The sequence below is a fragment of the Desulfothermobacter acidiphilus genome (assembly GCF_052073645.1).
In the GTDB taxonomy this organism is placed as follows: domain Bacteria; phylum Bacillota; class Desulfotomaculia; order Desulfotomaculales; family Ammonificaceae; genus Desulfothermobacter; species Desulfothermobacter acidiphilus.
Window position 1 is genome coordinate 1,993,653 of the sequence record NZ_CM125440.1, and the last position, 26,823, is coordinate 2,020,475.

29 protein-coding genes, 2 tRNA genes and 1 other RNA gene are annotated in these 26,823 nt (G+C 56.9%); 19 read left to right on the top strand and 13 right to left on the bottom strand.

All coding sequences use genetic code 11. The annotated features are described in order from the left end of the window. Positions 1–16 precede the first annotated feature (16 nt). The 7 genes from ACTLLP_RS10100 (at position 17) to mnmA (ending at position 5,497) form a co-directional block, all read left to right on the top strand. Positions 17–1,069, top strand: coding sequence for a uroporphyrinogen decarboxylase/cobalamine-independent methonine synthase family protein (locus ACTLLP_RS10100; protein WP_441059510.1), 1,053 nt, complete (start codon positions 17–19; stop codon positions 1,067–1,069). Next, positions 1,070–1,879 (top strand): histidinol-phosphatase HisJ family protein, encoded by an 810-nt coding sequence (locus ACTLLP_RS10105; protein ID WP_441059512.1) that lies wholly within the window; start codon positions 1,070–1,072, stop codon positions 1,877–1,879. It begins immediately after the preceding gene. Between the two features lie 119 nt (positions 1,880–1,998). After that, positions 1,999–2,466 carry a pyruvoyl-dependent arginine decarboxylase gene (locus tag ACTLLP_RS10110; RefSeq protein WP_441059514.1) on the top strand — a complete coding sequence of 156 codons (468 nt, stop codon included), beginning with the start codon at positions 1,999–2,001 and terminating at the stop codon, positions 2,464–2,466. 15 nt (positions 2,467–2,481) lie between these two features. Further along, entirely contained in the window at positions 2,482–3,315 is an 834-nt protein-coding gene (speE, locus tag ACTLLP_RS10115) for a polyamine aminopropyltransferase (protein WP_441059516.1), read from the top strand. A gap of 2 nt (positions 3,316–3,317) precedes the next feature. Then, complete coding sequence (speB, locus tag ACTLLP_RS10120; protein ID WP_441059518.1) at positions 3,318–4,181, top strand: agmatinase; 864 nt, start codon at positions 3,318–3,320, stop codon at positions 4,179–4,181. A gap of 68 nt (positions 4,182–4,249) precedes the next feature. Continuing rightward, positions 4,250–4,430: non-coding RNA, 6S RNA (gene ssrS / locus ACTLLP_RS10125), on the top strand. Between the two features lie 44 nt (positions 4,431–4,474). Further along, positions 4,475–5,497, top strand: a complete 1,023-nt coding sequence (mnmA, locus tag ACTLLP_RS10130) for a tRNA 2-thiouridine(34) synthase MnmA (protein WP_441061766.1) — start codon at positions 4,475–4,477, stop codon at positions 5,495–5,497. Here mnmA and ACTLLP_RS10135 read toward each other — a convergent pair. Further along, positions 5,472–6,545, bottom strand: a complete 1,074-nt coding sequence (locus tag ACTLLP_RS10135; RefSeq protein WP_441059520.1) for a bis-aminopropyl spermidine synthase family protein — start codon at positions 6,543–6,545, stop codon at positions 5,472–5,474. The genes mnmA and ACTLLP_RS10135 overlap by 26 nt on opposite strands. A gap of 291 nt (positions 6,546–6,836) precedes the next feature. Between ACTLLP_RS10135 and ACTLLP_RS10140 the strand changes: the two genes are divergently transcribed. Then, positions 6,837–7,898, top strand: a complete 1,062-nt coding sequence (locus ACTLLP_RS10140) for a 3-isopropylmalate dehydrogenase (protein WP_441059522.1) — start codon at positions 6,837–6,839, stop codon at positions 7,896–7,898. On the opposite strand, the gene cbiQ is transcribed toward ACTLLP_RS10140, so the two are convergent. The 3 genes from cbiQ to cbiM are packed head-to-tail and all read right to left on the bottom strand — an operon-like array spanning position 7,890 to position 9,784. Beyond that, entirely contained in the window at positions 7,890–8,768 is an 879-nt protein-coding gene (gene cbiQ / locus ACTLLP_RS10145; protein ID WP_441059524.1) for a cobalt ECF transporter T component CbiQ, read from the bottom strand. The two genes, ACTLLP_RS10140 and cbiQ, sit on opposite strands and share 9 nt — an antisense overlap. Positions 8,769–8,779: 11 nt before the next feature. Further along, positions 8,780–9,097: a PDGLE domain-containing protein gene (locus ACTLLP_RS10150; protein ID WP_441059526.1), complete on the bottom strand. Its 318-nt coding sequence runs from the start codon at positions 9,095–9,097 to the stop codon at positions 8,780–8,782. A 6-nt stretch (positions 9,098–9,103) separates the two neighbouring features. Then, positions 9,104–9,784 carry a cobalt transporter CbiM gene (gene cbiM / locus ACTLLP_RS10155; RefSeq protein WP_441059528.1) on the bottom strand — a complete coding sequence of 227 codons (681 nt, stop codon included), beginning with the start codon at positions 9,782–9,784 and terminating at the stop codon, positions 9,104–9,106. A 331-nt stretch (positions 9,785–10,115) separates the two neighbouring features. Between cbiM and ACTLLP_RS10160 the strand changes: the two genes are divergently transcribed. Then, positions 10,116–11,243 (top strand): tetratricopeptide repeat protein, encoded by a 1,128-nt coding sequence (locus ACTLLP_RS10160; RefSeq protein ID WP_441059530.1) that lies wholly within the window; start codon positions 10,116–10,118, stop codon positions 11,241–11,243. Here the strand turns inward: ACTLLP_RS10160 and ACTLLP_RS10165 are convergent. The 8 genes from ACTLLP_RS10165 to ACTLLP_RS10200 form a co-directional block, all read right to left on the bottom strand. Next, positions 11,240–12,145, bottom strand: coding sequence for a radical SAM protein (locus ACTLLP_RS10165; RefSeq protein WP_441059532.1), 906 nt, complete (start codon positions 12,143–12,145; stop codon positions 11,240–11,242). The genes ACTLLP_RS10160 and ACTLLP_RS10165 overlap by 4 nt on opposite strands. Continuing rightward, positions 12,145–12,834, bottom strand: a complete 690-nt coding sequence (locus ACTLLP_RS10170) for a Crp/Fnr family transcriptional regulator (RefSeq protein ID WP_441059534.1) — start codon at positions 12,832–12,834, stop codon at positions 12,145–12,147. The genes ACTLLP_RS10165 and ACTLLP_RS10170 overlap by 1 nt, the downstream gene beginning before the upstream one ends. 49 nt (positions 12,835–12,883) lie before the next feature. Next, positions 12,884–12,959, bottom strand: a tRNA-Arg gene (locus ACTLLP_RS10175). A gap of 44 nt (positions 12,960–13,003) precedes the next feature. Next, positions 13,004–13,077, bottom strand: a tRNA-Gly gene (locus ACTLLP_RS10180). A 29-nt stretch (positions 13,078–13,106) separates the two neighbouring features. Then, the gene (locus ACTLLP_RS10185; RefSeq protein ID WP_441059536.1) at positions 13,107–13,712 is read right to left on the bottom strand and encodes an XTP/dITP diphosphatase; all 606 of its coding nucleotides are present in this window, start codon (positions 13,710–13,712) and stop codon (positions 13,107–13,109) included. Next, positions 13,681–14,457 (bottom strand): ribonuclease PH, encoded by a 777-nt coding sequence (rph, locus tag ACTLLP_RS10190; RefSeq protein WP_441059538.1) that lies wholly within the window; start codon positions 14,455–14,457, stop codon positions 13,681–13,683. Before rph ends, ACTLLP_RS10185 begins: the two co-directional genes overlap by 32 nt. A 114-nt stretch (positions 14,458–14,571) precedes the next feature. Continuing rightward, positions 14,572–16,188, bottom strand: coding sequence for a methyl-accepting chemotaxis protein (locus ACTLLP_RS10195; protein WP_441059540.1), 1,617 nt, complete (start codon positions 16,186–16,188; stop codon positions 14,572–14,574). 262 nt (positions 16,189–16,450) lie between these two features. Continuing rightward, positions 16,451–16,954, bottom strand: coding sequence for a DUF4330 domain-containing protein (locus ACTLLP_RS10200; RefSeq protein ID WP_441059542.1), 504 nt, complete (start codon positions 16,952–16,954; stop codon positions 16,451–16,453). Between the two features lie 96 nt (positions 16,955–17,050). Between ACTLLP_RS10200 and ACTLLP_RS10205 the strand changes: the two genes are divergently transcribed. The 8 genes from ACTLLP_RS10205 (at position 17,051) to ACTLLP_RS10240 (ending at position 24,999) form a co-directional block, all read left to right on the top strand. Then, positions 17,051–18,364, top strand: a complete 1,314-nt coding sequence (locus ACTLLP_RS10205; RefSeq protein ID WP_441059544.1) for an LCP family protein — start codon at positions 17,051–17,053, stop codon at positions 18,362–18,364. Beyond that, on the top strand, positions 18,364–18,822 hold the full coding sequence (gene fabZ, locus ACTLLP_RS10210; RefSeq protein ID WP_441059546.1) for a 3-hydroxyacyl-ACP dehydratase FabZ: 459 nt from the start codon (positions 18,364–18,366) through the stop codon (positions 18,820–18,822). The genes ACTLLP_RS10205 and fabZ overlap by 1 nt, the downstream gene beginning before the upstream one ends. Before the next feature lie 32 nt (positions 18,823–18,854). Next, positions 18,855–19,922 (top strand): glycosyltransferase family 4 protein, encoded by a 1,068-nt coding sequence (locus tag ACTLLP_RS10215; RefSeq protein ID WP_441059548.1) that lies wholly within the window; start codon positions 18,855–18,857, stop codon positions 19,920–19,922. Between the two features lie 31 nt (positions 19,923–19,953). Beyond that, entirely contained in the window at positions 19,954–20,826 is an 873-nt protein-coding gene (galU, locus tag ACTLLP_RS10220; protein ID WP_441059550.1) for a UTP--glucose-1-phosphate uridylyltransferase GalU, read from the top strand. Between the two features lie 168 nt (positions 20,827–20,994). Then, entirely contained in the window at positions 20,995–21,732 is a 738-nt protein-coding gene (locus ACTLLP_RS10225) for a YetF domain-containing protein (RefSeq protein WP_441059552.1), read from the top strand. 18 nt (positions 21,733–21,750) lie between these two features. Further along, positions 21,751–23,172 (top strand): phosphoglucomutase/phosphomannomutase family protein, encoded by a 1,422-nt coding sequence (locus tag ACTLLP_RS10230; RefSeq protein WP_441059554.1) that lies wholly within the window; start codon positions 21,751–21,753, stop codon positions 23,170–23,172. Next, positions 23,147–24,721, top strand: coding sequence for a murein biosynthesis integral membrane protein MurJ (gene murJ / locus ACTLLP_RS10235; RefSeq protein WP_441059556.1), 1,575 nt, complete (start codon positions 23,147–23,149; stop codon positions 24,719–24,721). Before ACTLLP_RS10230 ends, murJ begins: the two co-directional genes overlap by 26 nt. Positions 24,722–24,759: 38 nt before the next feature. Next, positions 24,760–24,999 (top strand): YlmC/YmxH family sporulation protein, encoded by a 240-nt coding sequence (locus tag ACTLLP_RS10240; RefSeq protein ID WP_441059558.1) that lies wholly within the window; start codon positions 24,760–24,762, stop codon positions 24,997–24,999. 102 nt (positions 25,000–25,101) lie between these two features. Here the strand turns inward: ACTLLP_RS10240 and ACTLLP_RS10245 are convergent, their stop codons facing one another. After that, the gene (locus ACTLLP_RS10245; RefSeq protein WP_441059560.1) at positions 25,102–25,392 is read right to left on the bottom strand and encodes a hypothetical protein; all 291 of its coding nucleotides are present in this window, start codon (positions 25,390–25,392) and stop codon (positions 25,102–25,104) included. 155 nt (positions 25,393–25,547) lie between these two features. On the opposite strand from ACTLLP_RS10245, the gene ACTLLP_RS10250 reads away from it, so the two are divergent. Next, on the top strand, positions 25,548–25,883 hold the full coding sequence (locus ACTLLP_RS10250; protein ID WP_441059562.1) for an ArsR/SmtB family transcription factor: 336 nt from the start codon (positions 25,548–25,550) through the stop codon (positions 25,881–25,883). 38 nt (positions 25,884–25,921) lie between these two features. Beyond that, positions 25,922–26,767, top strand: a complete 846-nt coding sequence (locus ACTLLP_RS10255) for a sulfite exporter TauE/SafE family protein (RefSeq protein ID WP_441059564.1) — start codon at positions 25,922–25,924, stop codon at positions 26,765–26,767. Positions 26,768–26,823: the final 56 nt, after the last annotated feature.

Below are 26,823 nucleotides of genomic sequence, written 5' to 3' on the forward strand. Positions count from 1 at the left end.
GGAGAGGTTGGGAGGCTTGTTGCAAGGGTATGCCACGGGGATAGGCAGTCTGCCTCACCAAGAAGTGGAACCAGCTTTGGCGCTTATCGCTCGCTCCTTTCCTCTTATGCCCCATTGGCCTCAGTTGCCCCGTCGCACCCAGGCGGAAGGTTTTGTTACCCAGTTTTTAAGCGGGTTAAGGGTGCATGGGGTCTTGGGAGAAGGGGATAAGCCGGTCTTTCTCAACCAGAGCGAGGACTGGGCGGAGCGCTTGACCCGTTTCTACACCTATTATCTGGGAGCGGAGGAGGGGAGCGAAGAGGCGCTGGCCACTTTTATTCCCCCCAGGGAAGCGATGAGCGGTTTCTACGCCTTCCAGGAGGCTATGGCTCAAGGGGAGTTCGACGAGGCTGTGGCTTTGAAGGGCCAGATAGTGGGTCCTTTGACCGCTGGTTTTCAGCTGACCGACGCTTCCGGGCGCCCGGCCTATTACGATCCCGAGCTCCGCGAACTCCTCCTGCGCACTCTGCAACTGGTGGCCCGCTGGCAGGCCAGAGAACTCAAGCGCTGGGGCCGGCCGGTGGCCATCTTCATAGACGAGCCGGGCGTTAGCATTTACGGGCAATCCACCTATATAACCGTCAGCCGAGAGCAGATAATGGCGGATATGGGAGCTCTGGTGGCGGCGCTCAAAGAAGATGGGGTTTACGTGGGAGCCCATTCTTGCGCCGCGGTGGACTGGAGCCTTCTGCTGGAGCTCCCCATCGACATTCTAAGTTTCGACGCCTACGGTTATTTCAACTCCCTTTTCCCCTTCCGGCGCGAGTTGGCCGACTTTCTCCAGCGAGGTGGCGTGCTGGCGTGGGGTATAGTGCCCACTAGTGAGAAGGCCTGGGAGGAAGATAGTTCCAGCCTGGAGCGCCGGTTACAGACTTGCTGGGAACAGCTGGCTAACAAGGGGATCGACGAAGCCGCCTTGCGTCGCCAGTGGTTGATAACTCCCAGCTGCGGTACCGGCCTTCTTTCTCCCGAACTGGCCGAGCGCATCTACGCTCTCACCCAATCGCTGGCGGCCTCTTTGGGTGATTAAATGAGTCTTATAGACTACCATGTGCATACCGCGCGTTGTGGGCACGCGGTGGGTTCGATGCAAGAGTATCTGCGCCAAGCCGAGCTTCTGGGCCTAGCTGAGCTGGGCTTCGCCGATCATCTCCCTCTGTATTTTTTGCCGCCGGAGCGGCGGGATGCAGGGTTGGCCATGCCTATGGAGGAGCTCGGGGAGTACGTGGCTGAAGTGGAGGAATTGAGGGGCAAAGCCCGCTTATCGGTTAAGCTAGGCATTGAGGCCGATTATATCCCCGGCTGGGAAAGGGAATTGGCTTCGCTTCTTGCTGCCTATCCTTTTGATTACGTGCTGGGATCGGTGCACTTTTTAGACGGCTGGGGTTTCGATAACCCGGCGGAAAGCGCGGGGTACGAAAAGTGGGACGTGGATCTCCTGTACGAGCGATATTTCACCACTTTGCAGCGGTCGGTCCGCAGCGGGCTTTTCGACATCGTGGCCCATCCCGACCTTATCAAGAAATTCGGTTTCCGGCCCCGGGGGGAATTGCTGTTCCTTTACCGGGAGACGGTGGCCGCCATCTCCGAAGTCGATCTGGCGGTGGAAGTAAACACGGCTGGACTGCGTCACCCGGTGGGCGAAATCTATCCGTCGGTGGAGTTTTTGCGTCTCTGCCGGCGTTACTGGGTGCCGGTGACTCTGGGATCGGACGCGCATCGGCCCCAGGACGTGGGGCGAGATTTCGACCTGGCACTCGATCTCTTGTGCACCGTCGGTTACAAAGAGGTGGCCTGCTTCACCGGGCGTCGGCGTTCCTCGCGCCGCTTGCCCCGCTGAAAAAATTAATTGTCCTGAGGACTAGCGGTAGCGCTCAGGGGAAGGTATAATTATCACCGTTATAAAAGCCGCCTATTCTTAATTAAATTAATGAGACGGGGAAAGGGAGCGTGAGAGTAATGGCACCGGGATTACCTACGCCCAAAAAATACTTCGTTACCGCTGGAGCCGCCGAAGGGGCGACGCCGCTTAACGCCTTCGATAACGCTTTGCTGGCAGCCCGCATAGGTAATGTCAACCTTATCCGGGTTTCCAGCATCCTTCCGCCGGGGACCGAGTACGATCCCCAGCTACAGTTGCCGCCGGGATCGCTAGTTCCTACCGCTTACGGTTATATCATCTCTACCACTCCGGGAGAAATAATCTCGGCTGCCTGCGGTGTGGGGATTTCCCGAGAGAGTTTTGGAGTCATCATGGAGTTTTCCGGCAAGTGTACGGCCCAGGAGGCCAGGGATCGGATCGAGCGCATGGTGCGGGAAGCCTTCGAGCACCGGGGCATGGAGTTGGCCGATATTAAGATTGAGGCAGTGGAGCACCAAGTGCAGCGTGTGGCCTGCGCGCTGGCCGCGGTGCCACTCTGGTATTAGGGGGGAAAAAAGAGCGTGGAACTCTGGTACACCGAGAATCAGAACGACCATTTACGTTTCAGCTGCCGGGTGACCCGGACTCTGCATGTGGAGAAGACCCCGTTTCAGCACTTAGCGGTGCTGGAAACGCCTGTTTTAGATAGAGTGCTGGTCCTGGACGGGATTGTCCAGACCACCGTCTGGGACGAGTTTATGTACCACGAGATGATCGCTCATGTTCCTCTTAATACCCATCCTCGCCCAGAAAAAGTGCTTATCATTGGTGGGGGCGATGGTGGTACTGCCCGAGAAGTGGTTCGCCATCCTCGGGTGGTTAAAGCCGTGATGGTGGAGATCGATGAGCGGGTAATAGCCGCTTCACGGCAATTTTTACCTGAGCTTAGTCAGGGCCTAGATAGCCCCAAACTGGAGCTTCGCATCGAGGACGGAATCGAGCACGTGGCCCAGCACCCGGGGGAATACGATGTCATCATTGTTGACTCGCCCGATCCTGTGGGGCCGGCGCGGGGCCTTTTTGGTCGCCAATTTTATGAAGAAGTTGCCAGGGCTTTGAAAGACGATGGTCTTTTTGTGGCTCAGTCCGAATCTCCTTTGTTCAACGCCGAGCTCATCGCCGAGATCAACCGCTATCTGCGCTCGCTTTTTCCTCTGGTGCGTCTCTATTTGACTTGTGTGCCCACCTATCCGGGAGGAATGTGGAGCTTTACCCTGGCTTCTAAAAGATACGATCCTTTGCAGGTGGAGCCGATCTCTATCCCGGAGCTCCCCTACCGCTACTACAACGCCGGGATACACCACGCTGCCTTCACTCTCCCCCAGTTTCTGAACGAGCTCCTAGATCAGGATTGAAGATGCAAGTTAGAAAGCATGTCTTTTTGGGAGCGGAGAGCACTTACGAGCAGGCTCGGGCCGTGCTTCTGGGAGCGGGGCTGGATGTCACCGTTTGTTTCCGCCCCGGCACCCGGGAGGGTCCGTGTGCCATTCGTCACCTCTCCCAATGCCTTGAGGAATACAGCCTGGATCTGGAAGCGGATTTGCGCTCGGTTCCCTTCAGCGATCTGGGGGATATCGAATTGCCTCTGGGCCGGGTAAAAGATGCCCTGGAAGTGATAGAGCGAGCCGTATCCCGGCTACTGGCGGACCAAAAGCTCCCCGTGCTTCTGGGCGGCGAACACCTGGTGTCCCTGCCGGCGATCCGGGCGGTCTTTCGCTATTATCCGGAACTGGTGGTGCTCCACTTAGACGCCCATGCCGACCTTCGTAACGAGTATCTGGGAACCCCTTATTCCCACGCCACCGTGATGCGGCGCGTAGCCGAGATGCTAGGTCCGGGACGCGTCTACCAATTGGGGATTCGTTCAGCGGACCGGGAGGAGTTGGACTTTGCCCGTAGCTGGACCTCGCTTCACCGCCACGAGGTTTTTCGCCCCTTTCAAAAGTTGCGGCCGGAACTGGAGGGCAAACCTCTTTACCTGACTTTGGATATCGATGTGCTGGACCCGGCCTTCGCTCCTGGCGTGGGAACTCCGGAGCCCGGTGGCATCGCTCCTTCCGAACTATTTCATTTCATTCACGCATTGCGGGGCCTGGATCTAGTGGGGATCGATGTGGTGGAGGTCAATCCGGCCTTTGACCGGGCCGGCCTGGCTCCCTTACTGGCCGCCAAGGCGATCCGGGAGTGCCTGCTCATTTGGCGTGCGGCTGCAAGTTGGTAAGCGGCGCACCACCAATTAATTCCGGACCTTGCTCCTGGAGTCTCATTGTGCTACTATAACAATAGAAAAAGGCCCTGCGGTGAGCGTGGACCTCTTGAAGTCCTGAGCCAACACCAAGAAAAAGGGAGCCTGGCTCTGGCTGGTGGATCGCAAACCCGGCGGGTAGCGAGAAACAGCCAGGAGGGCACCCACCTGTCGGGAGACGGGTTCATGGTGACTTTGAGGGTTCACGGCACACGCGGGGTTTATGTTTTAATTCTATCCTCAGGGGTGATCCTCCAAGCTTGGCTCGTGTGGCGGTAGCTTTTTCTGGGGGCGTGGACAGCGTTGCCGCCGCTTGGCTGCTTTTGCAGGCGGGGTATCAGGTTTTTGCCCTCACTATGCTGGTTACCGGCGAAGAAGAGAAAGCGGTGGAGGTGGCTCAACGATTAGGTATCGCGCATTGGACGGTCGATTTGCGAGAGCCTTTCCGGCAAGAAGTCATTCTTCCCTTCGTCCGGGCCTATCTTTCGGGCCTCACCCCTAACCCCTGCGTGTGGTGCAATCACAAGCTTAAGTTCGGTCTTCTCCTGGAGCGAGCTCGGGCGCTGGGAGCGGATTTTTTTGCTACCGGGCATTACGCTCGGGCTTTTTTTGATCCCGCTAGAAATCGCTATCTCTTGGCGCGTGGACGCGATAGACGCAAGGATCAGAGCTACTTTCTCTACCTTTTGACTCAATCGCAGCTGGCCTACACTCTCTTCCCTCTAGGGGATCGTAGTAAAGCCGAAAACCTCGAGCTGATAAGGCGGCTGGGATTGCCCACCCGCCCGGAAAGCCAGGATGTTTGCTTCCTGCGGGGACGCGACTACCGGGAAATGATCCGCGAGTTGGCGGGAGATGGCTTAAAGCCGGGACCCATTGTTGATGTAGAGGGGAAAGTCGTAGGCACCCACAGGGGGCTGGCTTATTATACGGTGGGGCAGAGGCGGGGGTTGGGGCGTGCTTGGGGTCGGCCCTATTATATCTTGGCTCTCGACCCCCGCCGGAATGCCCTGGTGGTTGGACCGGAGGAGTTCTTGTATCGCTCCCATTGCTGGGTAGACGAACTCAACTTCATCCTCTGCGACCGGCTTGCGCTGCCCGTCCGGGCGGAGGTGCAGGTGCGCTATACTGCTCCCGCCGTTCCCGCCGTCATCCGCCCCGAAGGTGAGCGAGTGCGGGTGGACTTCGCTTTTCCTCAGAAAGCCGTGGCTCCAGGGCAAGCGGCCGTTTTCTACCAGGAGGATCTGGTGCTGGGAGGAGGTACCATCACTCCTTACGAAACCTACGGGTGAATATCAGCGCTTCTTCATCCTCGTAGAGAGGAGCTCCTTGCATTCCTTCTTCCAACCGGAAAAAGCGGTCATCCACCGTTTCCACACGGAACATAGCGGAGCGATACCAATTGTAGCGAGGCCAAGTTTGGACGAAGGGGAGATCATCGCGCACGCTTTCAAGCAGATAGTCCCAATTGACGTACTCGTTGAAGTCATGGATAATATCGGTTATAACTACGCCGAAATGTCCGGTGATTTTGGCCTGGAAAGCACGCCACTTGGTCAGCGAAGACTCGGTCCGGGTGAGGCCAAAATAGCCCGCGCAGCCAGCTCCTTTAAGTCCAGCCAGCCCGCGCCCGATAAAAATGGACAGCGCTTCCAGCGTTTCCGGCGGATCGGTGAGGAAGGTATCAAAACTACCTCGCAACTCCGAGGGCAAAGGGTGCACTAGGTCGAAGGAATGAGCTTCCACGGGCAGATTTTCTCTAGCTGCCACGGTGTTAATAAAGTGGGATAGGCGTTCGTCCACCTCCAGCACTACCACTCGCCGGGGGAGTCCGGAGAGTCCGGCCGCCAAGCTAACCAGGTCATCGTCTCCCAGCACTAGCAATTCTTTGCCCTGAATATCGCCACGGTCGGCCATCATGGCGATGCGGGCTACGGTGGTTTCCTCGGTGACGAACCCCTGATCGTAGTTGATGACGGGGAGGGGTCTGGCGGAGGCGCAGGCGCGGAAGCGTTGTAACAGGCCCTGCCAGCAATCTAAGCTAACGCCGCGCCGGTTGCAGACTTGGCAACCCGACTCGATGAAAGGCTCGACTCCCTGTTCGCGGGCTAGCCTTTCCCCCGCTGGGGTAAGGGTTAAGCGCTGGTTCTCCGCTTTAACCCAGCCTCGCTCGATAAAGCACCTGAGGCTTTCGGCCACCACATTAAAAGGTCGGCCGGTAAGATGGGTGATATGCCAGAATTCATCGGAAGTTTTAAGGGCGCTAAAAACTCGCCTAAGATCGGCACCGGAAATAGGAATACCGGTCTTGCGGGTGAGTTCAGCAGCACAGGCTTCCATGTTCTCCTCCCTACGCGCGGAAGTTTTTCTGGTGAACCAAAGAAGAATACTACATGCTTCGGAGCGTAAAAGCAAGTTTTTCTCTCCGCTCGCGCGTAAACCGTCTCGCGGAAGGGTCTCGGGCGGAGGGTAAGAGCAGGCCGGTAAGGGCTCACGGCGAGCTCTTTTCGCCTCCCCTGCTGGCGAGGGCGTGGGGAGTCAGCCGGAAAGCCGCTTGTTGAAAAGAGACCCCCCTTGTATTAAAATAGCGCCTAAATTCAAATTTTCCGGGGCATTGGAGGTAAGGGAACTTTGACCTACAAGATTGCTGTCATACCGGGTGATGGAACCGGTCCCGAGCAGGTTCGCGAAGGGCTGAAAGTGCTGGAGGCGGTGGCGCAGCTGGAAGGGTTTCGCTACGAAACCGTGCTTTACGATCTGGGCGGTGAACGCTACCTTCGCACCGGGGAAACCTTGCCCGACGGCGTCCTCGAAGAGTTGCGGCAATTCCACGCCATTTATTTGGGGGCCATTGGCCACCCGGAGGTAAAACCAGGCATCCTGGAGAAGGGTATCCTTTTGCGCCTGCGCTTCGAGCTCGACCAATACATAAATCTGCGCCCGGTCAAACTTTACCCAGGGGTAGAAACTCCTCTCAAGGATAAGGGGCCGGAGGATATAGATTTTGTGGTGGTGCGGGAGAACACGGAGGGGCTTTATTCTGGCGCTGGGGGGTTTTCACGCAAAGGAACCAAGGACGAGGTGGCCCTGCAAGTTTCCATCAACACGTATAAGGGAGTAGAGCGTTGCGTACGCTACGCTTTCGATTATTGCCGCAAGCGTAACCGGAAGAAAAAACTTACCCTCTGCGGGAAAACCAACGTTTTGACCTATGCTTTCGACCTCTGGGAAAGAGTCTTCCATTCGGTGGGCGAATCCTACCCCGATATCACCAGGGATTACGCTCATGTAGACGCCATTTGCATGTGGATGGTGAAAAATCCGGAGTGGTTCGACGTTATCGTCACCGACAATATGTTTGGCGACATCATCACCGATCTGGGAGCCATGATCCAGGGAGGGCTGGGGATCGCCGCGGGCGGTAATATTAATCCCGAAGGCGTTTCCATGTTCGAGCCCATCGGAGGCTCGGCACCAAAGTACGCGGGGAAAAATCAGATCAACCCGCTGGCCGCCATCATGGCTTTGGCCATGATGCTAGAGTACCTGGGGGAAGAGAGGGCGGCTGCCCGGGTGGAGCGGGCGGTACAGGAGGTTTGTTCCCGCCATCTCAAGAGTATGGCGGCTGGGCGCATGGGTTACACCACCAGCGAGGTGGGGGATCTGGTGGTTCGCCATCTCGATCTAAATTAGGTAGCGGTCCAGGTAAAGCAGGGTGATCGATATTATTAGTGCCAGGGAGCCGAAAACCCAGTCGATGCGACGGAAGCGGTTGGGAGCCAGCGAGCGGGGCTCGCCGGTGTAGCCCCTGGCCTGCATAGCCTGATAGACTTCTTCGCTCAGCGCCTGGGTTCTTATTAGGACGTTGCCTATAAGGGAGCCGAGGAAGCGCCTTTTTTCCTTGGCTGGCGCTGGACCTACGGTGCGAAACCGGTAGCTTTCGAAGGTTTCTAAAGAAAGTTGGAGCAGCAGAAAGATATAACGCAGGGCCATTTCCAGGATGAGCACAAAAAGCAGGGGGATGCGGAATACACGCAGGGCTTTGAGCAGGCTGGGCCAGGCGGTGGTCAAAGTTAATAGCAGCACCGCTGCTACGGAGTCGGCGGCTCGTAGCACTATAGTTACCGCTCCCTGAACTCCTTGCCTAGTAATGGCCAAAGGAGCTTGGAAGTAATGGCTTCCCCAGTGAAAGCTGACTTTGGGGATCAGAACCCAGATTGGGTCCCCTGGAGTTATCCAGTTGAAAAGAGCAGGAATGACCATCACTCCGGTGAAGAGAGGGATAAAAAGCCAGACGCGTGCCAAGTAAAGCCGCAGCGGTAAGCGGGAGAGCCAGGCTACCACCACAGTCAAAAAATTCAGGACCACTAAAGTGGTAATATGGTGCGCTAGTCCCACCACTCCTATAAAGGCTACGGTAGCCAGCACCTTGGTGCGCGGGTCCAGGGACTGGTAGAAGCCTGATTGGCGAGCCATAACCGAAGCAAAGAGTTCATCGGCGAAGAGCTGGTGGAGCTCGCGCAGGTTTTTTTCAATGAAGCCGGTGTCCCGATGTCGGGACACCGGCCTGGCGCTCATTTATCCGACCGGGCCAGGATGCGGCCCAAAATGTAAGCTACCAATGCTATCAGCACCACGCCCACGACGGCGGCGAGAATATAACCCAGGGCCTGTTGGCCGAAGGTCTGGTCGTAGCCTGGGAGTCCGTAATCGGGCATGAGGGCGTGCCAGGTCCCGGAAAGCTTGGCTAAACCCTCAGGCACGTGCCCCAGCATTTCTTTGAGTTCATCACTGCCCCACTCGCCCCAGGCAGATCCTTTGGCTAACAGGCCCAAGGGTGAGAGGACGATAAGCACGACGATCCAGAACCAGAACTTGCGATATACTGGCATTGCCCTCTACCTCCTTATCGGGGCAGCATCAAAGAAGAGATCTTCCTGGTGGGCTTTTTGCAAGTAATAGACTACTAGACCGGTGATTATGGCCTCCACTATCCCGGCTACGGTGAGATGGGCTAGCATCATAGCCGGGATGGACTGGCTAAGGCTGTAAGGACAGTAAAGGGGAGCTCCAGTGGCCGATTTGAATAGCAGGGGCTGGATGCCGAATTCTACTGCGGCGCAAAAAGCGGCGGCGTTGATGCCGATGTAACTGCCCACCATGCTGGCTAAGACCCGGCGCCGGCCTCCGACGCTGAGAGCGCGATAGATGGCGTAACCAACGAAGGGTAGGACGAAGGCCATATTGAAGCAGTTGGCGCCTATGGCCCAGACACCGCCGTCGCCGAAGACCAACGCCTGGATGACTAGGGCAGTGGACACGGCGATGCAGGCGGCCCAGGGTCCTAAAACTATGGCGTCGAGCGTGCCGCCCACTGCGTGAGCGGTGGTGCCGTCGGGGACGGGTACGTTGAACATCATGATGACGAAAGAGAAAGCAGCCGCCAAGGCCAGGAGGGGAACCTGCTTGGCCTGAAGGGTCTCCCGCGTTTTTTTGGCTGCTACGGCCCAGACCGGAATCATGGCGGCGAAGAAAACGGCGCAGGTAGAGGGGCTTAAATAACCGTCAGGTATGTGCATTGTCTTTCCTCCTTTCGAGACTGGACCACCCGGTTTCGCTCTTGATGGAAGTGAGCGGATCATCACCTCCTCGACAAGAAGCCACGGAAAGCCCCCCTAGCAGCCTCCGTGGCCTCGAAGATACTGGCTTCAGCCAGCTTATTCCAGCGAGTGAACCAATTCTATTACTTCAAACCCTTCCCGTCAACAGTTTTTCGCTGATCCTATACCGCTATGTAGACCCAAATAGATCTTTGTCGCAAAATTTTGCCCCCCGAAAGGAAGGATAGAGCTGATATCACAGCCAATTTTATTGCTGGTAGATAATGGTTAAAAGGAGGGGCTGTTGCTGATGGTGCATTTTCGGGACTTCCCTGGGGTGGCGCTGATACGTTACTTCCAGCGGAGCTCTCTGCTGCTGGCGGCACGGGTTTGCGAATTCTGGGGCGCGCGGGCCATAGCTTTGCGGCTGGTGGAGAAAGTGTTGCGGCGTTTTCCCCGCAATCGCCGCCTAGCGTTATGGGCGGGGAGGCTAGCTTTCCACCTGAACCGAACCGAGCGTGCCTTGCAGTGCGTGTTGCTGGCCTGGCCCCGGCTGCAGCCTAAAGAGCTGACCGGGGATCGAGTAGGGGCTTTGGCTGCCAGTTTGCCCCGGCGCGATGCCGCCTGGATTCTGGTATCGTTGGGCGATTATTGGCGGCGTCAGGGAGAGGCGCGGCGAGCTCTATCCTTCCTGGATCGCGCGCTGGCGCTGGGTTGCCACACCAGCTCGCTTTTTTTTCAACGCGGCTGGTGTCTGCTACAGCTGGACGCGCCGGAGGAAGCCTTGCGGAACTTCCAGGAGGCTCGCTTAATGGGGGAAAGGGGCCCCCTGCTCAGCTTCAACTTGGCGGTGGCTTTGAGTCGCCTGGGCCGCTATAGCGAAGCGCTCCGCTACTTCCAGGAGGCGCAGCGGCGAGGCATGAAAGGTGAAGAGCTCCACAACAATATGGGTTTTTGCCTTTTTCAGCTGCACCGCTACCGCGAGGCGGAAGCTTGCCTGGAGGAAGCTTTCCTTCTGTCCGGCGGCGATGTGGAATTCGGAGTAAACCTGGCGGCCTGCTATTTAAAGAACGGGAAGGCGGAGCAGGCTTTGGACCTGCTTCTGCGGCTAAAGCGCTCCAGCGCGTGCGACCCGGTCTTGCTCAACAACCTGGCCTTCGCTTTGGAAGCTTGCGGTAGGGGAGAGGAGGCGCTGGCGCAATACCAGGAGGCGGCGGCGATAGCCAGCGAGAAGGATAAGCCGATTTATTTGCTAAATTTGGCTTCCTGCTTGGTAGATCTGGGTCGCTACGGCGAGGCTTTAGCTCTGTGCCACCGGCTGGCGGGGGAGGTCAGCGACCGGAGACTGTGGAGCCTGCGGGCTAGCATCTTAGCCGAATTGGGGGAGGCTGCAGCTGCCACCGAGTGCTACCGGCGAGCTCTGGGCTTCACCGGTTAATCTTGGTAGAGGCGGAGCCCCCAGCGGCGGGCTGCCTCCAAGGCTTGACGGTATTCCTGGCTGGTGGGGCGGCGGTCAAGTGGGGGGAATTCTCGGGCCCGATAAGCAGGGTAATACTGGCCCATGACGTTTACAAAACAGTTGGGGGAGATTTCGCGGGCTAGAAACTCCATCACCTGTTCGGTACCGGCTAGGCCAGCTGGTAGCACCAGGTGGCGCACCAATAGCCCGCGGACCGCCAGCCCTTGCTCGCTGATTTTTAGATCTCCCACTTGCCGTTGCATCTCCCGCAAGGCAACCTTCGCCACTTCTGGATAGTCGCGCGCTCCCGAGTACTTGGCGGCGATCTCTCCATCGGCGTATTTGTAATCGGGCATGTAAATATCCACAATGCCATCCAGCAGGGCCAGAGTTTCTAGGGCTTCATAGCCGCTGGTGTTGTACACCACCGGGAGGGAAAACCCCTGCCGGCTGGCGCGGAAGAGAGCAGCTAAAATATGGGGGACAAAGTGGGTGGGAGTGACCAGATTGAGGTTATGGCATCCCTGTTTCTGGAGGTGCAGCATAATGCGACTCAATTTCTCGACGCTGACGGGGCTGCCTTCGCCAAGCTGGCTGATCTCATAATTCTGGCAGTACACGCACTTTAAGGGGCAATAGGTGAAGAAGATGGTGCCAGAGCCAAAAGTCCCTACCAGAGGACTCTCTTCGCCAAAGTGGGGTCCGTAACTGAAGACCACCGCTTCCCGTCCCGCCCGGCAGACCCCTTTTTCTCCTCGCAGGCGGTTGACCCCGCACTGCCGGGGGCAGAGATCGCAAGCTTGCATTCGGCGGAAAGCCTCACCTACCCGGTGGGCAAACTCTTGCGCCGGGAGTTGGCGATAGGCCGGTGACAAGTTCATCAGACCACCCAGCCAGCCAGCTTCTGCGGATTACGAATGGTAATCTCCCTGCCCGCCATGTCTATGGAGCCCTCTTTCTTGAAGGTGTTTAACAGGGAGGTCACCGTCTGGCGCGTGGTGCCGATCATACCAGCCAGTTCTTCGTGGGTAAGGCGTAGCTTGATGTGGATTCCTTCATCGTCTTTTATGCCGCAGCTTTCTCCCATCTTGAGCAGCAAGAGCGCCAAGCGTCCGGGTACTTGCCAGCAGACCAATTCGTGCACCAGAGCTTCGGCTTCGCGCATCCTGGCAGCCAGGGTCTTGCTCACTTTTAGGGCCAGGTGGTGGTTTTTAGTAAGCAGCTCGACGAAGTTATTTTTGCTGACAATGGTCAGGGTTACCTCGGTGATGGCGCCGGCGAAACAGGTGCGCTGGCCGTGGTACAAAGCTTCGGCCAGGCCGATGAGCTCCCCGGGATTGCGGATAGCTCCCACGGTGACTTCACGTCCATTAGCGGTTAGGCGGTAGATCTTAACCCATCCTTTTTCCAGAAGGTAAACCCGGTCGGCGATCTCTTCTGGAGCCCAGAGGATATGACCCTTGGGGTACTTGACGGTGGCTCCCGCTTTACGCAGCGCTTCTTTTTCGGCTTCATTGAGGTAAAGAGGTTCGCGGCGAAAAAGAGATCCGTCCTGCAAGTCTTGCGTCATGCCGTTATCCCCACCCTCCGTCCTATTGCCACATGCATAGCCAGTAAAATGGCGTCCCGGGAGGGATTCGAACCCCCGGCCAACAGCTTAGAAGGCTGCTGCTCTCTCCGCTGAGCTACCGGGACGCTGACAAGAGGAAAAGCGGCCTTTCGGCCATCTTTTTATTGTTTGGAGCGGGTGATGGGAATCGAACCCACGTAGCCGGCTTGGAAGGCCGGTGCTCTACCATTGAGCTACACCCGCTCGACTATTATCGCCATTCATATTATAGCTTACGGTCGGCGGTAAGTCAAAGTGGATAGGATTTCCTTAATGGAGGCCAGAGCTCGGGCGCGGTGGCTGATTCGATTTTTAATTTCCAGAGGCAGTTCGGCGAAGGTTTTGCCGTATTCGGGAAGGTAAAAAACCGGGTCGTAACCGAACCCCTCCTCACCGCGCGGTTGCTCCAGAATATAACCCTCTACCGCCCCTTCCGCCAGGTGCTCTTCACCTTCCGGTGTGACCACGGCGATGACGCAACGGAAGCGAGCTCGCCGCTGTTCCCAGGGCACGCCCTTTAGCAACTGCAGCAGCAAAGCTATATTGGCGGCATCACTGCTCGGTTCTCCGGCGAAACGAGCGGAGCGCACTCCTGGAGCTCCTCCCAGGTAATCGACTTCCAAGCCGGAGTCGTCGGCCATGGCGACAAGGCCGGTTAGGCGAGCGACGGTGCGAGCCTTAAGCAAAGCGTTAGCGGCTAGGCTGTCTCCGGTTTCGGGTATGTCGGGAAGATGGGGATAAGAGGCGAGCGAAACTATTTCCCACCCTAGCGGAGCTAGGAGGGCTTGGAATTCCCTCAATTTCCCTTCATTGCGGCTGGCCAGGATTATTTTCAGCATTCTCGTCCTGCCTCCCGATGAAGCTAGCCAAGGTGCCCAGGGCTTCTCGCTGGAGGGACACCAATGATCTTATGCCTTCGGTGGCTAGGTTGAGCATCAGGTTCAGCTCTTCGCGGGTAAAGGGTTTTCCTTCCGCTGTGCCCTGCACTTCCACCAGGTGGCCTTGAGCCGTCATCACCACGTTAAGATCCACCTCGGCCACCGAGTCTTCGGTAAAGGTGAGATCCAAGAGATAAGAGTCTTTGATTTTGCCCGCGCTCACGGCAGCCACCAGGTCCTGCACCGGCAGGGTTTCAATGGCTCCTTCGTTGCGTAGCCAGTCGAGAGCATAAACCAAAGCCACGAAGCCGCCGGTGATGGCAGCGGTGCGCGTGCCGCCATCCGCTTGCAACACATCGCAGTCCACAATGACCGTGCGCTCCCCCAGCGCTTCTAGGTCTACCACCGCTCGCAGCGAGCGCCCGATTAACCGCTGGATTTCCAGGGTGCGGCCGCTGGGTCGACCTTTGATGGCTTCGCGCAAGTTGCGGCTTTCGGTGGCTCGGGGAAGCATTCCGTATTCAGCCGTGACCCACCCTTTGCCGGTGCCCTTGAGAAAAGGCGGCACCTTGTCGTCCACGGAGGCGGTGCAGAGGATGCGGGTGTCGCCCATTTCGATGAGGCAAGACCCTTCGGCGTATTTGTTACAACCGGGGATTATCTTTACCGGTCTGAGTTCCCCAGTGCCTCGCCCGTCCAAGCGCAAACCGTCCAATGCCTCCTTCTCTGGCTGCGATTAACCTGGCCTTCATTGTATCCGCTAAAGAGGCTCTAGCGCAAGCCTGCTTTCCCAGGGAGGCCAGGCGTTGGCTGGCGAGTGCTAGGTTTGCGAGGCAGCCTGGTATTTGAACTTGGCCACCTCGGCGCGGAGTTTTTCCGCCAGCTGGATCAAATGCTGAGTGGCGGAGGCGGTTTCCTCGCTGGTAGCCGTTTGCTCTTGGGCGGCGGCGGCCACGTTGGTAGCGTTGCCGGCCACCTCTTGAGCGGCGCGAGCGATCTCCTCGGTTTGGGCAGTGAACTCATTAACCGCTTGGAGAATCTGGCGGAAGCGTTGCGCCACTCCCTGGGTAATCTTGGTGCCCTCCTGCACCACTTCCTGATTGCGGTCCATAAGCGTAGTGGTCTGGTGGGTTTCCTCCTGGATGGCGCGGATCAGTTTCATAATGTCCTTAGCGGCGTTTGCCGACTGTTCGGCCAGCTTGCGGACCTCCCCGGCTACCACCGCGAAGCCGCGGCCTTGCTCGCCAGCGCGAGCGGCCTCGATGGCGGCGTTGAGGGCCAAGAGATTGGTCTGGTCGGCGATAGAGGTGATAACTTCTACGATGCGGTTAATTTCTCCGGCTTCCTGATTGAGCTGGTGCATGGCTTGAGTAGCATTGCGGGTCACCTCCTGGATGGTACCCATTTGTTTCACCATGCGGTCGAGTTCGCCCTGGCCTTCTTGGGCGTGGCGGGCCATTTCCTGAGCGGTGCCGGCCAGGTTTTGCGCGCCGGCGGAGACCTGCTGAATGGCGGCGGCTATTTGGGTAGCGCTGGTGGCACCGGTAGTGGCGGCGGTGGCAGCCTGTTCGGCACCTTGACTGATATTTTTGGTTTCTTCGGCCAATTGCTGGGCGCTGCGGTTAAGTTCGGCGGCCAGGCGGCGGAGGCTACCCAGCATGAAGGCGATGGCGCGGATCAATTGCCCCAGCTCGTCGCGGTTTTTGATGCGGGGGAGCTTGACCATGAGGTCTCCCTGCGCCACGCGCATGGTGGCGGCCTCCAATGCGCGGATGGGGTTGGACAGCTGGACGCCGATGAGGTAAGCCAGGCCTATACCCACTAAAGTGGCCAGGATTCCACTCCATAGCGCCGTTTGAGCGGAGAAGGCCTCGTAGCGCCTGGCTTCGGCGAGCTGGTTTTCGGCTCGTTTTTGCAGGTAGCTTTGCAGTTCATCGATTGTGGTGGCCACTTCGCGGAGGCGGGCGTTGGTTTCGCTGCGGTTGAGCTGGGTAGCGGCCTCTCTTTGGCCTTTGTCCTGGAGTTCTTTCACCCGCTCGGCCGACTGCTGGTAAAGGGCTAGCTTCTGGTTGACAGAAGTTATCGTTTCCCTGACCTGGGGATCGGAAGTGGTGTTGGCTATATCGCGCAGCATTTGGCTGGCTTGCGCTAGTTTGTTTTGAAAGCGGTTCCAAGCGGCGGGGTCGCTGTTCTGCAGGTAATCACGCAAATCGAGGGTGCTCATCAAAGCTAAGGTAGTAACCTGCTCTCCTTGGTAAAGCCAGGAATAGCCGCGATCTATGACTACATCGTATTTGGCCCGGACCTGGTTGAGTCCCCAGATCCCGGCCACCACCGTGATCACCAGCAACAACAGCACCGCTCCGAAACTGCCAAAGAGCTTCAAGCGCACGCTAAAAAAGCGTTCTTTCTTTTCTTTGTCCTCTGGTTTGGCCATATTTTCCCCTCCCGTTGACGTTTGCACAATAATCGTCCCGAGAGGGGGCAAACTTTACTGAAACTCTCGCCTCATTGGAGGCTCCTATCGCGCGTCTTTCGTGGCGTAGTTTTTGCTTCGGACCACCGCTTTGGCTGCCTTCGTCGCCGATTGCCAGGGTTCTGGTTCCGTTCGGAGCGAAGCCGTGCCGCCCTTTAACCGTAATTTAAAAAGTCATCAACGGACAAAAATAGCGTTGCCGCGCTAGCTTTCGGCTCTTTTTTTACGAGCTGGGCTTGTCCGGCGCCGGTTCCAGTGATACCTTAGTGATAGTACCCTTAAATTCATAGGTTAGGGATTTGACGTAGTATTCACGGCCAGCTCTTATTTCTTGGTTTCCCATGCGGATGTTGGCCGTGGTCAAGGGGGTCTCCCCTTGAAGAGTCACGTAGAGATCTTTGAAATACGGGTCGTAAGCTTGGACTCTTTGCCCCTGTGAGTTGGTTTCGGTGGTTAGGGCCGGTTCGATTTTGACAGCAATAACCTTGACCCCGGTGTATTCGGAGCCGGCCACCATGCGGTCACCCACATGAACCAGTTCCGCCATTTCAGGGGTGAGGTGAGGAACTTCGACCACGAAAGTAACCTTGGTAGGTGCTACCGAGGAGCGAGGGAGGAGAAGCTTGTAGGTGAGACCGCCAACTACCAGTAGTAGCAGCAGTACCAGAAAAAGATCTAGCACGTTGATAAGTCCCAGAATTTTGCCTTGGTTATCGATCAGCCGCATCCGTTTGATCCTCCTTAGAGCTTGCTAGACAACTAACTAATAATTTAGCGCAAGCTTTTTCCTAAGGTCAATGCCGGAAAGGAGATGAAACCTTAAATGCGCCGTTTGAAATCTCCCAAGAAACTCTGGGTGGCCCTTGCCGCAATCTTTTTGCTAGGGGCGGCGGGGGCTTATGGGGCCTGGCAATACCTAGGCTTTAGAGGTTTCCTACCCGGGGTAGGGCAGAGCGCTTTAGCGGCAGAAAAGATTCACATCCTGGTCATGGGCTGCGATGCGCGTAAGGGCGAGACCAGGGGCCGTAGCGACAGCATGATGTATATCTGCGCTGATCCTGCTAAAAAGCAAATTATATCTCTCTCCATTCCTCGCGATACCCTGGTGGATATTCCCGGGCACGGCCGGGATCGGATCAACGAGGCTTTATTTTATGGGGGTCCGGAGCTCAGCTGTAGGGTGGTCTCCCGCCTCATAGGACAGCCGGTGGACTATTATGTGGTCTTTAACTTCGAGGGTTTCGCTAAATTCATAGATGCCTTGGGAGGCATCACCATCGATGTGGAAAAGAATATGTACCATTACGATCCTCAGGACGGGGGAATTTACTCCATTGACCTTAAAAAGGGGGTGCAGCACTTAGATGGGCGGCAAGCTCTCATGTACGTTCGCTATCGCAGTGACCCATTGGGCGACATCGCTCGGGTGGAGCGGCAGCAAAAATTTCTCAAAGCCCTGGTGGCAGAGATGACCAAGCCCGCTAATTTGTTGCGTTTGCCCGTTCTCTTGCCTAAGATATGGGATTGCTTTACCACTAATTTGCCTTTGAGCCAAGCGGTGGCTCTGGCAAAGATGGCTGCGGATATGCACGATGTGCAGGTGGTGGGCGGCGTGCTGCCAGGCTGGTTCGCCAATGATCCTTATTGGCACGTCGATCCCGCTGAGGCCAAGCAAGTGGTAGCCAGGCTCATGGCTGGAGAGCCTATCAAGCAATTTATCCAGGAGACTCCGGGTGGGGTGGAGGTAAAGACCAGCCCCCGCTCCGAGAGCACTATTCCAACTCACACTTATGGAAGCAACGGCCGCAGCGGTTCTCTCCCCTCTAAGAGCCAGACTCCAACCAATCTTCCCGGAAGTACCGGTAGTCCGGTTACCAACGGCCATAGCAATGGCTCGTCTACCAGTAATTCTCCAACCCAGGAACCTTCCTCTAAATCTTATCGGTTGCCGGAGGTGCAGATCGAGCCGGTGCGCCCGGCACCTACCTCTCCCGGAGTTTCTAGCCCTCCAAGCGATAGTGCTGCCCATTCCAGCTCCACAGGCAAGGCATCCCCTTCTGCCCTCGGTAGCTCGAGCAGCCCCGATCAGGCTCCTGCGGCTTCCGCCAACCCTGCTTCGGGGGGGAGCCGGCCTTGATGGAGATCCGAGCTCTCACCGAAATCTTACCTCACCGGTATCCTTTCCTACTCCTGGATCGGGTGACTTTGCTGGAGCCGGGTAAACGGGCCGAGGGCATTAAAAATGTTACCATCAACGAGCCTTTTTTCCCGGGGCATTTCCCTGGGTATCCGGTGATGCCTGGGGTGTTGGTACTGGAGGCCATGGCCCAGCTCACTGCGGTGGCAGTGATGGGGCTGGCCGATTTCAAGAACAAACTGCCTTTGCTGGCTGGCATCGACCGCGCTCGTTTCCGCCGCCCCGTGCTACCAGGAGACACCCTGCGCCTGGAGGTGGAGATTTTGCGCCTGAAAGGGATGGTGGGCAAGGCGCAAGGCCGGGCCTGGGTGGGGGAGGAATTGGCGGCGGAAGCGGAGATCATCTTCGCGGCAGGAGAAAAGAGCTCCGAGGAAGAAAAAGGGAAGAGAAGAGATTAGGTAATGGCGGTTGACCAAGGAGGAAAGGTCGGTTGTCGGGACAGTTGGTAGGCACCTTGATTATAGCGGCGGTAGTGACGGGGATAACGGTACCTTTAGCTATGCGCTTGGCTCCCAAGCTGGGGGCAATGGATGAGCCTAATGAACGCAAAGTGCACTCACGTGCCATGCCCCGGCTAGGGGGGCTGGCGCTCTTCCTGGGCGTCTGGGCCGGCTGGTTGGTGGGAGGAATGCCCAGGGAGTGGCTGGGTTTATTGCTTGGTGCCTCGGTGGTTTTCTTGCTTGGTTTGGCTGACGATATGCGGGGTGTGAATCCATGGGTAAAGCTTCTGGGCCAGATCCTGGCGGCTACCATTGCCGCTGGAGGGGGAGTGCTTTTCGCTTCCATCGGCCATCCCTTGAATGAGGGACAAATGTTTCCTTTGCATGGCTGGGCCTTTCCGGTTACTATCTTCTGGTTCGTAGCGGTTACCAACGCAGTCAATTTGATCGACGGGCTGGATGGGTTAGCGGCCGGGGTGGGAAGCGTCGCTGGTCTTACCCTGGCTGCGGCTGCCGCCTTGGCGGGCAACCCGGAGGGGGTCGCCCCGGCCCTGATTATCAGCGTTTGCCTGCTGGCTTTCCTGCCCTTTAATTTTAACCCAGCTCGAATCTTCCTGGGGGATTGCGGCTCCATGTTCACTGGCTTTTTCTTGGCGGGGGCTTCGGTGCTGGGAGTGGCAAAGACCGCTACGGCGGTAATTATTTTGGTCCCCCTAGTCATATTGGGCATCCCCCTTTTCGATACCTTATTTGCCATTCTTAGGCGCGTTCATTCGCGCCAACACATTTTCCGTCCGGATCGGGAGCACCTACATCATCGCTTGCTAGTTATCGGCTTCAGCCACCGCGGTGCGGTGCTGTTCATTTATGCCTTGAGCGCTCTATTAGGTTTGACGGCGGTGTGGCTCACCCAGTTAACTTTTCCGCAGGGGCTGTTGTTGCTGGGAGGGGTGGCAGCGCTGCTTTTCCTGGCAGCGCTGCGCCTGGGGGTCATTGGTCGGCGCTGGCGCTTACGTTTACGCCAGCACCGGACCGCGGAGGACGTGCTGAAAGGCTGAAGCGATTAATGCGGGGAGAAGGAGGAGGCGGATGAGGAAGTTAAGAAAGGCAGTGATTCCGGCTGCGGGGTTGGGAACGCGTTTTCTTCCAGCTACCAAGGCCCAGCCCAAAGAGATGCTACCCCTGATCGATCGCCCGATTATCCAGTACATTGTGGAGGAGATAGTTCGCTCGGATATCAGAGATATCCTTATTATTACCAGCCATGGCAAGCGAGCTATCGAGGATCACTTCGACCGCTGCGTGGAATTGGAGTATTACTTAGAGCAGCGCGGCAAGCTGGACTGGTTGGAGGAAATCAAGCATATAGCCACCATGGCTAATATTTACTACGTGCGGCAACAGGAGCCCCTGGGATTGGGCCACGCGGTGCTGTGCGCTCAGAGTTTCGTGGGTGAAGATCCTTTCGCAGTAGTGTTGGGTGATGATGTGGTGGAAGCTTCTCCACCGTGCCTGGCTCAGATGCTGGAGCTTTATGAGGAAGTTCAAGCGCCGGTGGTGGCGGTGGAGCGGGTGGCTCTGAGTGAGGTTTCCAAATATGGCATTATAGACGGAGAGGAGATCCGGTCCCGTGTATTCGCGGTGCGCGATCTCGTTGAGAAACCCTCTCCGGAGCAGGCTCCTTCGCGTTGGGGAGTGGCTGGACGCTATATATTGACCCCGCGCATCTTCGGTATCTTACGCGAAACCCCTCCCGGAGCGGGGGGAGAGATTCAGCTTACCGATGCCCTAAGGGTGCTGGCTAAGGAGGACCAGCTGTTTGCTTACGCCTTTTCCGGCCGCCGCTACGATGCCGGTGATAAACTGGGTTACCTTAAAGCTACGGTGGAGCTGGCCCTAACGCGAGAAGACTTGGGGCCCGACTTTAGGGTTTATCTGCGCTCGCTGGTAGATAAATTTTAGCTTTGCGGCGCTTTTCTAAGATGGGCTGGGGAGACGGGAGCGGACAGCTTCCGACCCCCTGTTGTTTCTTTCTCGGACTCTACCTTCCTTTTTGTCTCGGTATAGACCAGCAGCAGTGGGTAAAGCTTAATTTACAGAAAGTTTCTCGCGTTGAGGAGTTGCGGAGGTATGAACCCCTTTCTGGAGATTCTGTTACGCGCGGTGGGAGCCTTTCTGGGAGTGCTATTTATTACCAGAATGGTGGGAAAATCTCAGGTGGGGCAGTTGACCATCTCCGATTATGTCAATGGCATTGTTATCGGTTCCATCGCTGCTTGCTTGGCCACCGATATTAAGGAAAACCCGCTCTATTACATTTTCGGTTTGGCTATTTTCGCTGCTCTTACCATCCTGGTGCAGCATCTGAGTCTGGTCTACCGCCCGGCCCGCAAATTCTTGCTGGACGAGCCCACTGTGGTGGTGCATAACGGCCAAATTTTGGAGCGTAACATGGCAAGGATGCGCTATAATGTGGACGATCTCACTTCGCAACTGCGGGAGAAAGGCTTTTTTAACCTGACCGATATCGAGTTCGCAATTGTGGAACCTAACGGAGCTCTGAGCGTGCTGCCCAAGTCGCAGAAGCGCCCGGTGACACCGGAGGATTTAGGTCTGCCCACCAGCTACGAAGGAGTCCCCTCAGAGCTCGTGGTGGATGGGCAGGTAATCTACCAGAATCTGGTGCAAAACCACTTAACAGAAGAGTGGCTGTTGCGGGAGCTGGAGAGGCAAGGGGTAAAGTCCTTGCAGGAAGTGCTATACGCTGCCCTCGATACCCAGGGCAAGCTTTATGTGGACCGGCGCCAAGATCGTCTGGCACATCTAACCGATGTTACCGACAAGTTACCGGGGCAGAGCGGGCAATAAAACAAGGGGGGACAGGCTTTGCGAATTAAGTTTGGTACCGACGGTTGGCGAGGGATTATCGCTCGTGACTTCACTTTCGCTGGGGTGGAGCGAGTGGCTACGGCCATAGCTGCTTACTTGCGGGAAGAGGGGCTGGCACCGCGCGGGGCGGTGGTAGGGTACGATAATCGTTTTCTGGCCGACCGCTTTGCCCAGGCAGTGGCAGAAGTGCTGCGTCGCTGGGGTATTTCGGTGTACTTTCCCGAGCGCCCGGTGCCGACTCCGTTGGTAGCTTTCGGCATCCGCCACTATCGCGCGGGAGGCGCAGTAGTGATAACGGCCAGCCATAATCCCCCTGAGTATTGCGGCATCAAATTTATACCTGAGTACGCAGGCCCCGCCCTCCCCGATGTCACTGAGCGTATTGAGTTCTTACTGGAATCTGAGCCGCGGCCGGAGTCCTCGCTTCGAGGTGAGCTCTATCCCTTCAGTCCTCAGGAAGATTATTTCGCCCACCTGGCGCGTCTGGTGGAAGGTGACAAAATAGGTGGCGCCGCCCTCAAAGTAGTGGTCGACCCTATGTTCGGTGCGGGTATAGGCTATCTGGAGGAGATGCTGAGGCGTTATGGCGCGGAGGTGACCGCCATTCGCAATTGGCGCGATCCCCTTTTCGGCGGCGGCTTGCCGGATCCTGTGCCCTCCCGTTTGCAAGAACTGGTGGAGAAGGTGGGGGAAAAGAGAGCTCACCTGGGCTTGGCCCTGGACGGAGATGCTGACCGGCTAGGGGTTATTAGCCAGGAAGGAAGGTATGTGACGCCTAACCAGGTTCTTGCTCTTCTATGCTATTATCTCTACGCCTACCGGGGCTGGCACGGGCCGGTGGCGCGCACGGTAGCCACTACCCACTTGGTGGATCGCGTCGCTCACGCTTTCGGCGCGGAGGTGAAAGAAACGCCAGTGGGATTCAAGTACTTGGGGCGGTTGCTACGTGAGGAAGGATGCATCTGCGCGGGGGAGGAAAGTGGGGGCCTATCGGTGCGAGGGCATGTACCAGAGAAGGATGGCATCTTGGCGGGACTCCTGGTAGCCGAGATGGCAGCGGCGCGGGGAGGGTCATTGTTACGCCTTTGGGAGGAGCTCGTAGAGCGGTTTGGCGAATTGGTGAGCCAAAGACGGGACTACCTCACCACGGAGGAAGAGAAAAAACGCATCATGCATTTTCTGCAGCGCTGGCCGGAAAAAAGTGAGTTGGCGGGACAGGAGGTGGTTAAAAGAACCACTATCGATGGAGTTAAGGTGGTGCTGGCGGACGGTTCCTGGATTTTGGTCCGGCCCTCAGGTACCGAACCGGTTTTCCGGGTGTACGCCGAAGCGGCTAGCGAAGCGAAGGTTGAACGCTTGCACACCACGGTAAAGATGGAGTTGGGGATAGAAAGTGACGACCGGCCGCCTGGTTTTTAAAGCCACGCTACTAATCGCGTTCTTTAGTTTGCTAGCCCGCTTGCTAGGCTTTCTCCGCGACGTGGTGATAGCTCACCTTTACGGGGCATCGGCTGCCACCGATGCCTACCTGGTGGCCTTCACCGTGCCTAACGTTCTGCTGGCGATTGTTACGGGAGCTTTGGCTACGGTGGTGGTCCCGGTTTTCGCCGAGTACGCGGCCGACGAGCGACGGGAAGAAGGCTGGCGCGTATTCAACTGGGTATTTAACCTGGTCACGCTAGCCTTACTCTTGACCTGGTTGGTATCCTATCCCCTGGCTTCCCGACTGGTCTTCTGGCTGGCTCCCGGGCTCCCCCCGGAAACCATGGAACTGGCTATAAAACTAACCCGAATTATGTTACCGGTCCTTTTATTTTTTGGTTGGGCTAATTATTTCAACGGTCTCTTGAATGCCAACCAGATTTTCGGGCTCCCAGCGGCCAGCGTGGCGGTTAACAACGCGGTGATCATTGTCGCCGCCCTTACGCTGGGAGCGGTTTTTGGTATTGAGGGGTTGGCTTGGGGCACAGTATTGGGTATGGTGGCGGCAGCGCTTATCCAAATACCAGCTTTATGGCGGCTTGGATTTCGCTGGCGTCCGGAGCTCAACTGGCGTCATCCAGGGGTGAAAAAGGTTTTTGTCCTGCTTTTGCCGGTGGCGGTGGGGGTCTCCATTAACCAAGCCTACGTTATCATCGACCGCATCCTGGCTTCGGGCATGGCTGAGGGCAGCATTTCCGCTTTGAACTTCGCCAATAAGCTGGTGCAGTTGCCTATAGGTCTTTTCATCTTGGCCCTGGGTACAGCCGTTTTTCCCACTTTAACTCACCGGGCTGCTGAGGGGCAGCACGAAGAAGTGGCCTGGTTGTTGGATCGCACTCTGCGTTTTAACCTGCTGCTCACTCTACCGGCAGCTGTGGGACTTATAGTGCTGCGGCATCCCATCGTCGCTTTTCTTTTTCAACGAGGAGCTTTCGACGCTCGGGCCACGGCTATGACAGCTGCAGCTCTGCTTTGTTACTCGGTGGGAATGGTGAGTTACGCGGCCAATATCCTGCTCACCCGAGGTTTCTACGCCTTGCACGATACCAGGACTCCGGTAAAGCTCACCTTGATTACGGTGATAGTTAATCTGGTTTTAAGTCTCATTCTCATGCATCCCCTGCAGCACGCCGGGTTGGCTTTGGCCAACTCGCTAGCCGCGTGGGTGAACACCTGGATGCTGTATCGCTCTTTGTCCGCGCGTTTGCCGACTTTATACCGGGCTAAGGATTGGATTCCTTTTTCCCTGCGCTCGTCGCTGGCTTGCGCCTTGCTGGCTCTTAGTTCCTGGGGCATTTACCGTTTCACTGGGGGCTTGCTTCCCGCTGGCTTTTGGGGCGAGGGCATACGCTTGGGAGCTGCCATTGCTGGGGGAGGAGGGCTTTATGCCTTTTTGCTTTACTTGCTGGGATTTGAGGAGTGGCGCTCGTTTTGGCGCCTGGGCAACGAGCTTTGCCGTGTCCGCTTGCTCAACCGTAACCTTTGAGTCTGTGGGCGCATAGTCTGAGAGGGCGGGGGTGGTGAGTGGTGTTTAAGATTTCCGATCTTACCCGCCGGCAATTTATCAACGTTCCCAACGGGCGGCGTTTGGGTGCCATTAAGGATGTGCATGTGGACGAAAAAGGCACAATTACCGCGGTGGTGCTGCGGAGTAGCAAGAGAATTCTAGGGATTATCCCGTGGGGTAAAGATGTGGTTATACCTTGGAGCCAGGTGAAAAAGATCGGGATCGATGCTGTGTTGGTGGAGGCGGAGGAGGCTTAGAGGCGGGAACCTCGGCTCCCGCCACTTATCCTTTTAGAAAGCTTGCCTCGCCGCCGAAGACCGGCAGGTAAGATCTCATCACGCTCCAGGAAACTTCTTAAGTCAGCGGGTTTCTAAGAACTTATCCAGCCCCGCCAGTTTCTCCTTGGCGCGCTTTAGCTTCTCCTCGGGCTTTTCTATCTCGGCTTTTGGAAAGGCGTTTTTGACCTGCCCTTTCTGCTCCGCCGTTGCGGCTCCTTGGCGCCGGCGGGCCTTGGGAAAGAACTTCCGGTAAAGCTCTTTGACGGTTTCTCCCGGCTCCTTGCCCCGCTTCAGGGTCTGGCAGGTGGTGCGCGCTTGTAACCGGCGCATCAAGGGGATGAGCCTTCCTCTGTCTGCCTCGGCCAGATACATCTGCCGCCCTCACCATTTTCCGTTACTCTTACTCTGTAGTTCTTCGGGTTAGAACTTGCCAGCCGACGCCTAGGGCGGTTGGAGATTGCCCTTGGTTTCATATGTGATTTATGATAATATGCTAATATAATCATATAAGAAAGGAGGCGGGAGAGGTGGAGGAGAGGAGGCTGGAGTTGGTAGCTGAGTTGCTGCGGGCTCTAGGCCATCCGTTGCGGCTCAAGATCCTCGATTTTCTGGGGGAGAGAGAGCGCTGCGTCTGCGAGATCATCCCGGCGGTGGGAGCGGAGCAGTCAGCTGTTTCCAAGCACCTGGCGGTGTTGCGCCAGGTGGGAATCCTTGAAGCCCGAAAAGAGGGTTTGAAGGTGCTCTACCGCGTCCGAGATCCGGCAATCCTCAACCTTTACAACCTGGCACAAGAATTTGTGGCGTGTCGTCTCGGGGAGCTGGCCAAAGTGGCTATGAGTTTCCAAAAGCCGCCTGAGGAATAAGAGGCAATCAAAGTGTTGAAAAAGGGGAGGAAAGAAAAGTGCAATATCTGATCTATTTTCTAGTGGGGATTCCCGCAGGCATTATCGGTGGGCTCTTAGGTACCGGCGGCTGCGTGCTGATGATGCCGGTGGTCCGCTTCGGCTTCCACTACGCCCCCGCCATAGCGGTGGGGACCACGTTGTCGGCCGTGGTTTTCACTGCGGCTTCTGGAGCTTATCAGCACTTCAAGATGAAAAATGTGGACAGTGGCACGGCATCTATAGTCGGCTACAGCGGTGTTTTAGGGGTTATACTGGGGAGCATCGTTTTCGGCTACCTGGAGCGTTACGGGAGCCTGATCGACTTAATCGTAGGCTTAGCCTTTATTCTCCCGGCGGTGCGGATGCTTTACGAAGGGTTAATGGCTATACCTCGCAAGGCGAAGGCGGCTGGGCCGGAGGCTCTGCTCCGCGTTCAAGAGGCGGGCAAAGAAGCGGGAACGAGTTCTACCAGAGCAGCTGTACAATTGCCTGGCTCGCCTCTGGCCAAGAGCGTTCTGGGCTCGGTAATCGGTTTCCTCACAGGGATTATCGGTCTCGGTGGCGGTTACGCTTTGGTTCCTTCGTTTATCTACATCTTGAAGGGGCCGATGAAGCTGGCCATCGGCACCAGCATGGCCTCCTTCATCTGGATGGCACTGGTCGGGGCCATTTTTAAGCTTTACCAGCATGTGGTGGACATCCCGACGGCCATTTGCCTCGGCATCGGTGCCGTGATCGGAGCGCTTTACGGGGCGAAGCTGGTGGCCCGGGTGAAGACGGCGACTTTGAAGGCGCTTTTCGGCGTAATCTTTGTCTACGTGGCGCTCAAGTACATCTTGATCTACTTCGGCGTTGCCATTTAGTCAGGGCTATGGACGGGTGGAGACCGGTAGCGGGAGAACTTGGGTAGCAATTTGGG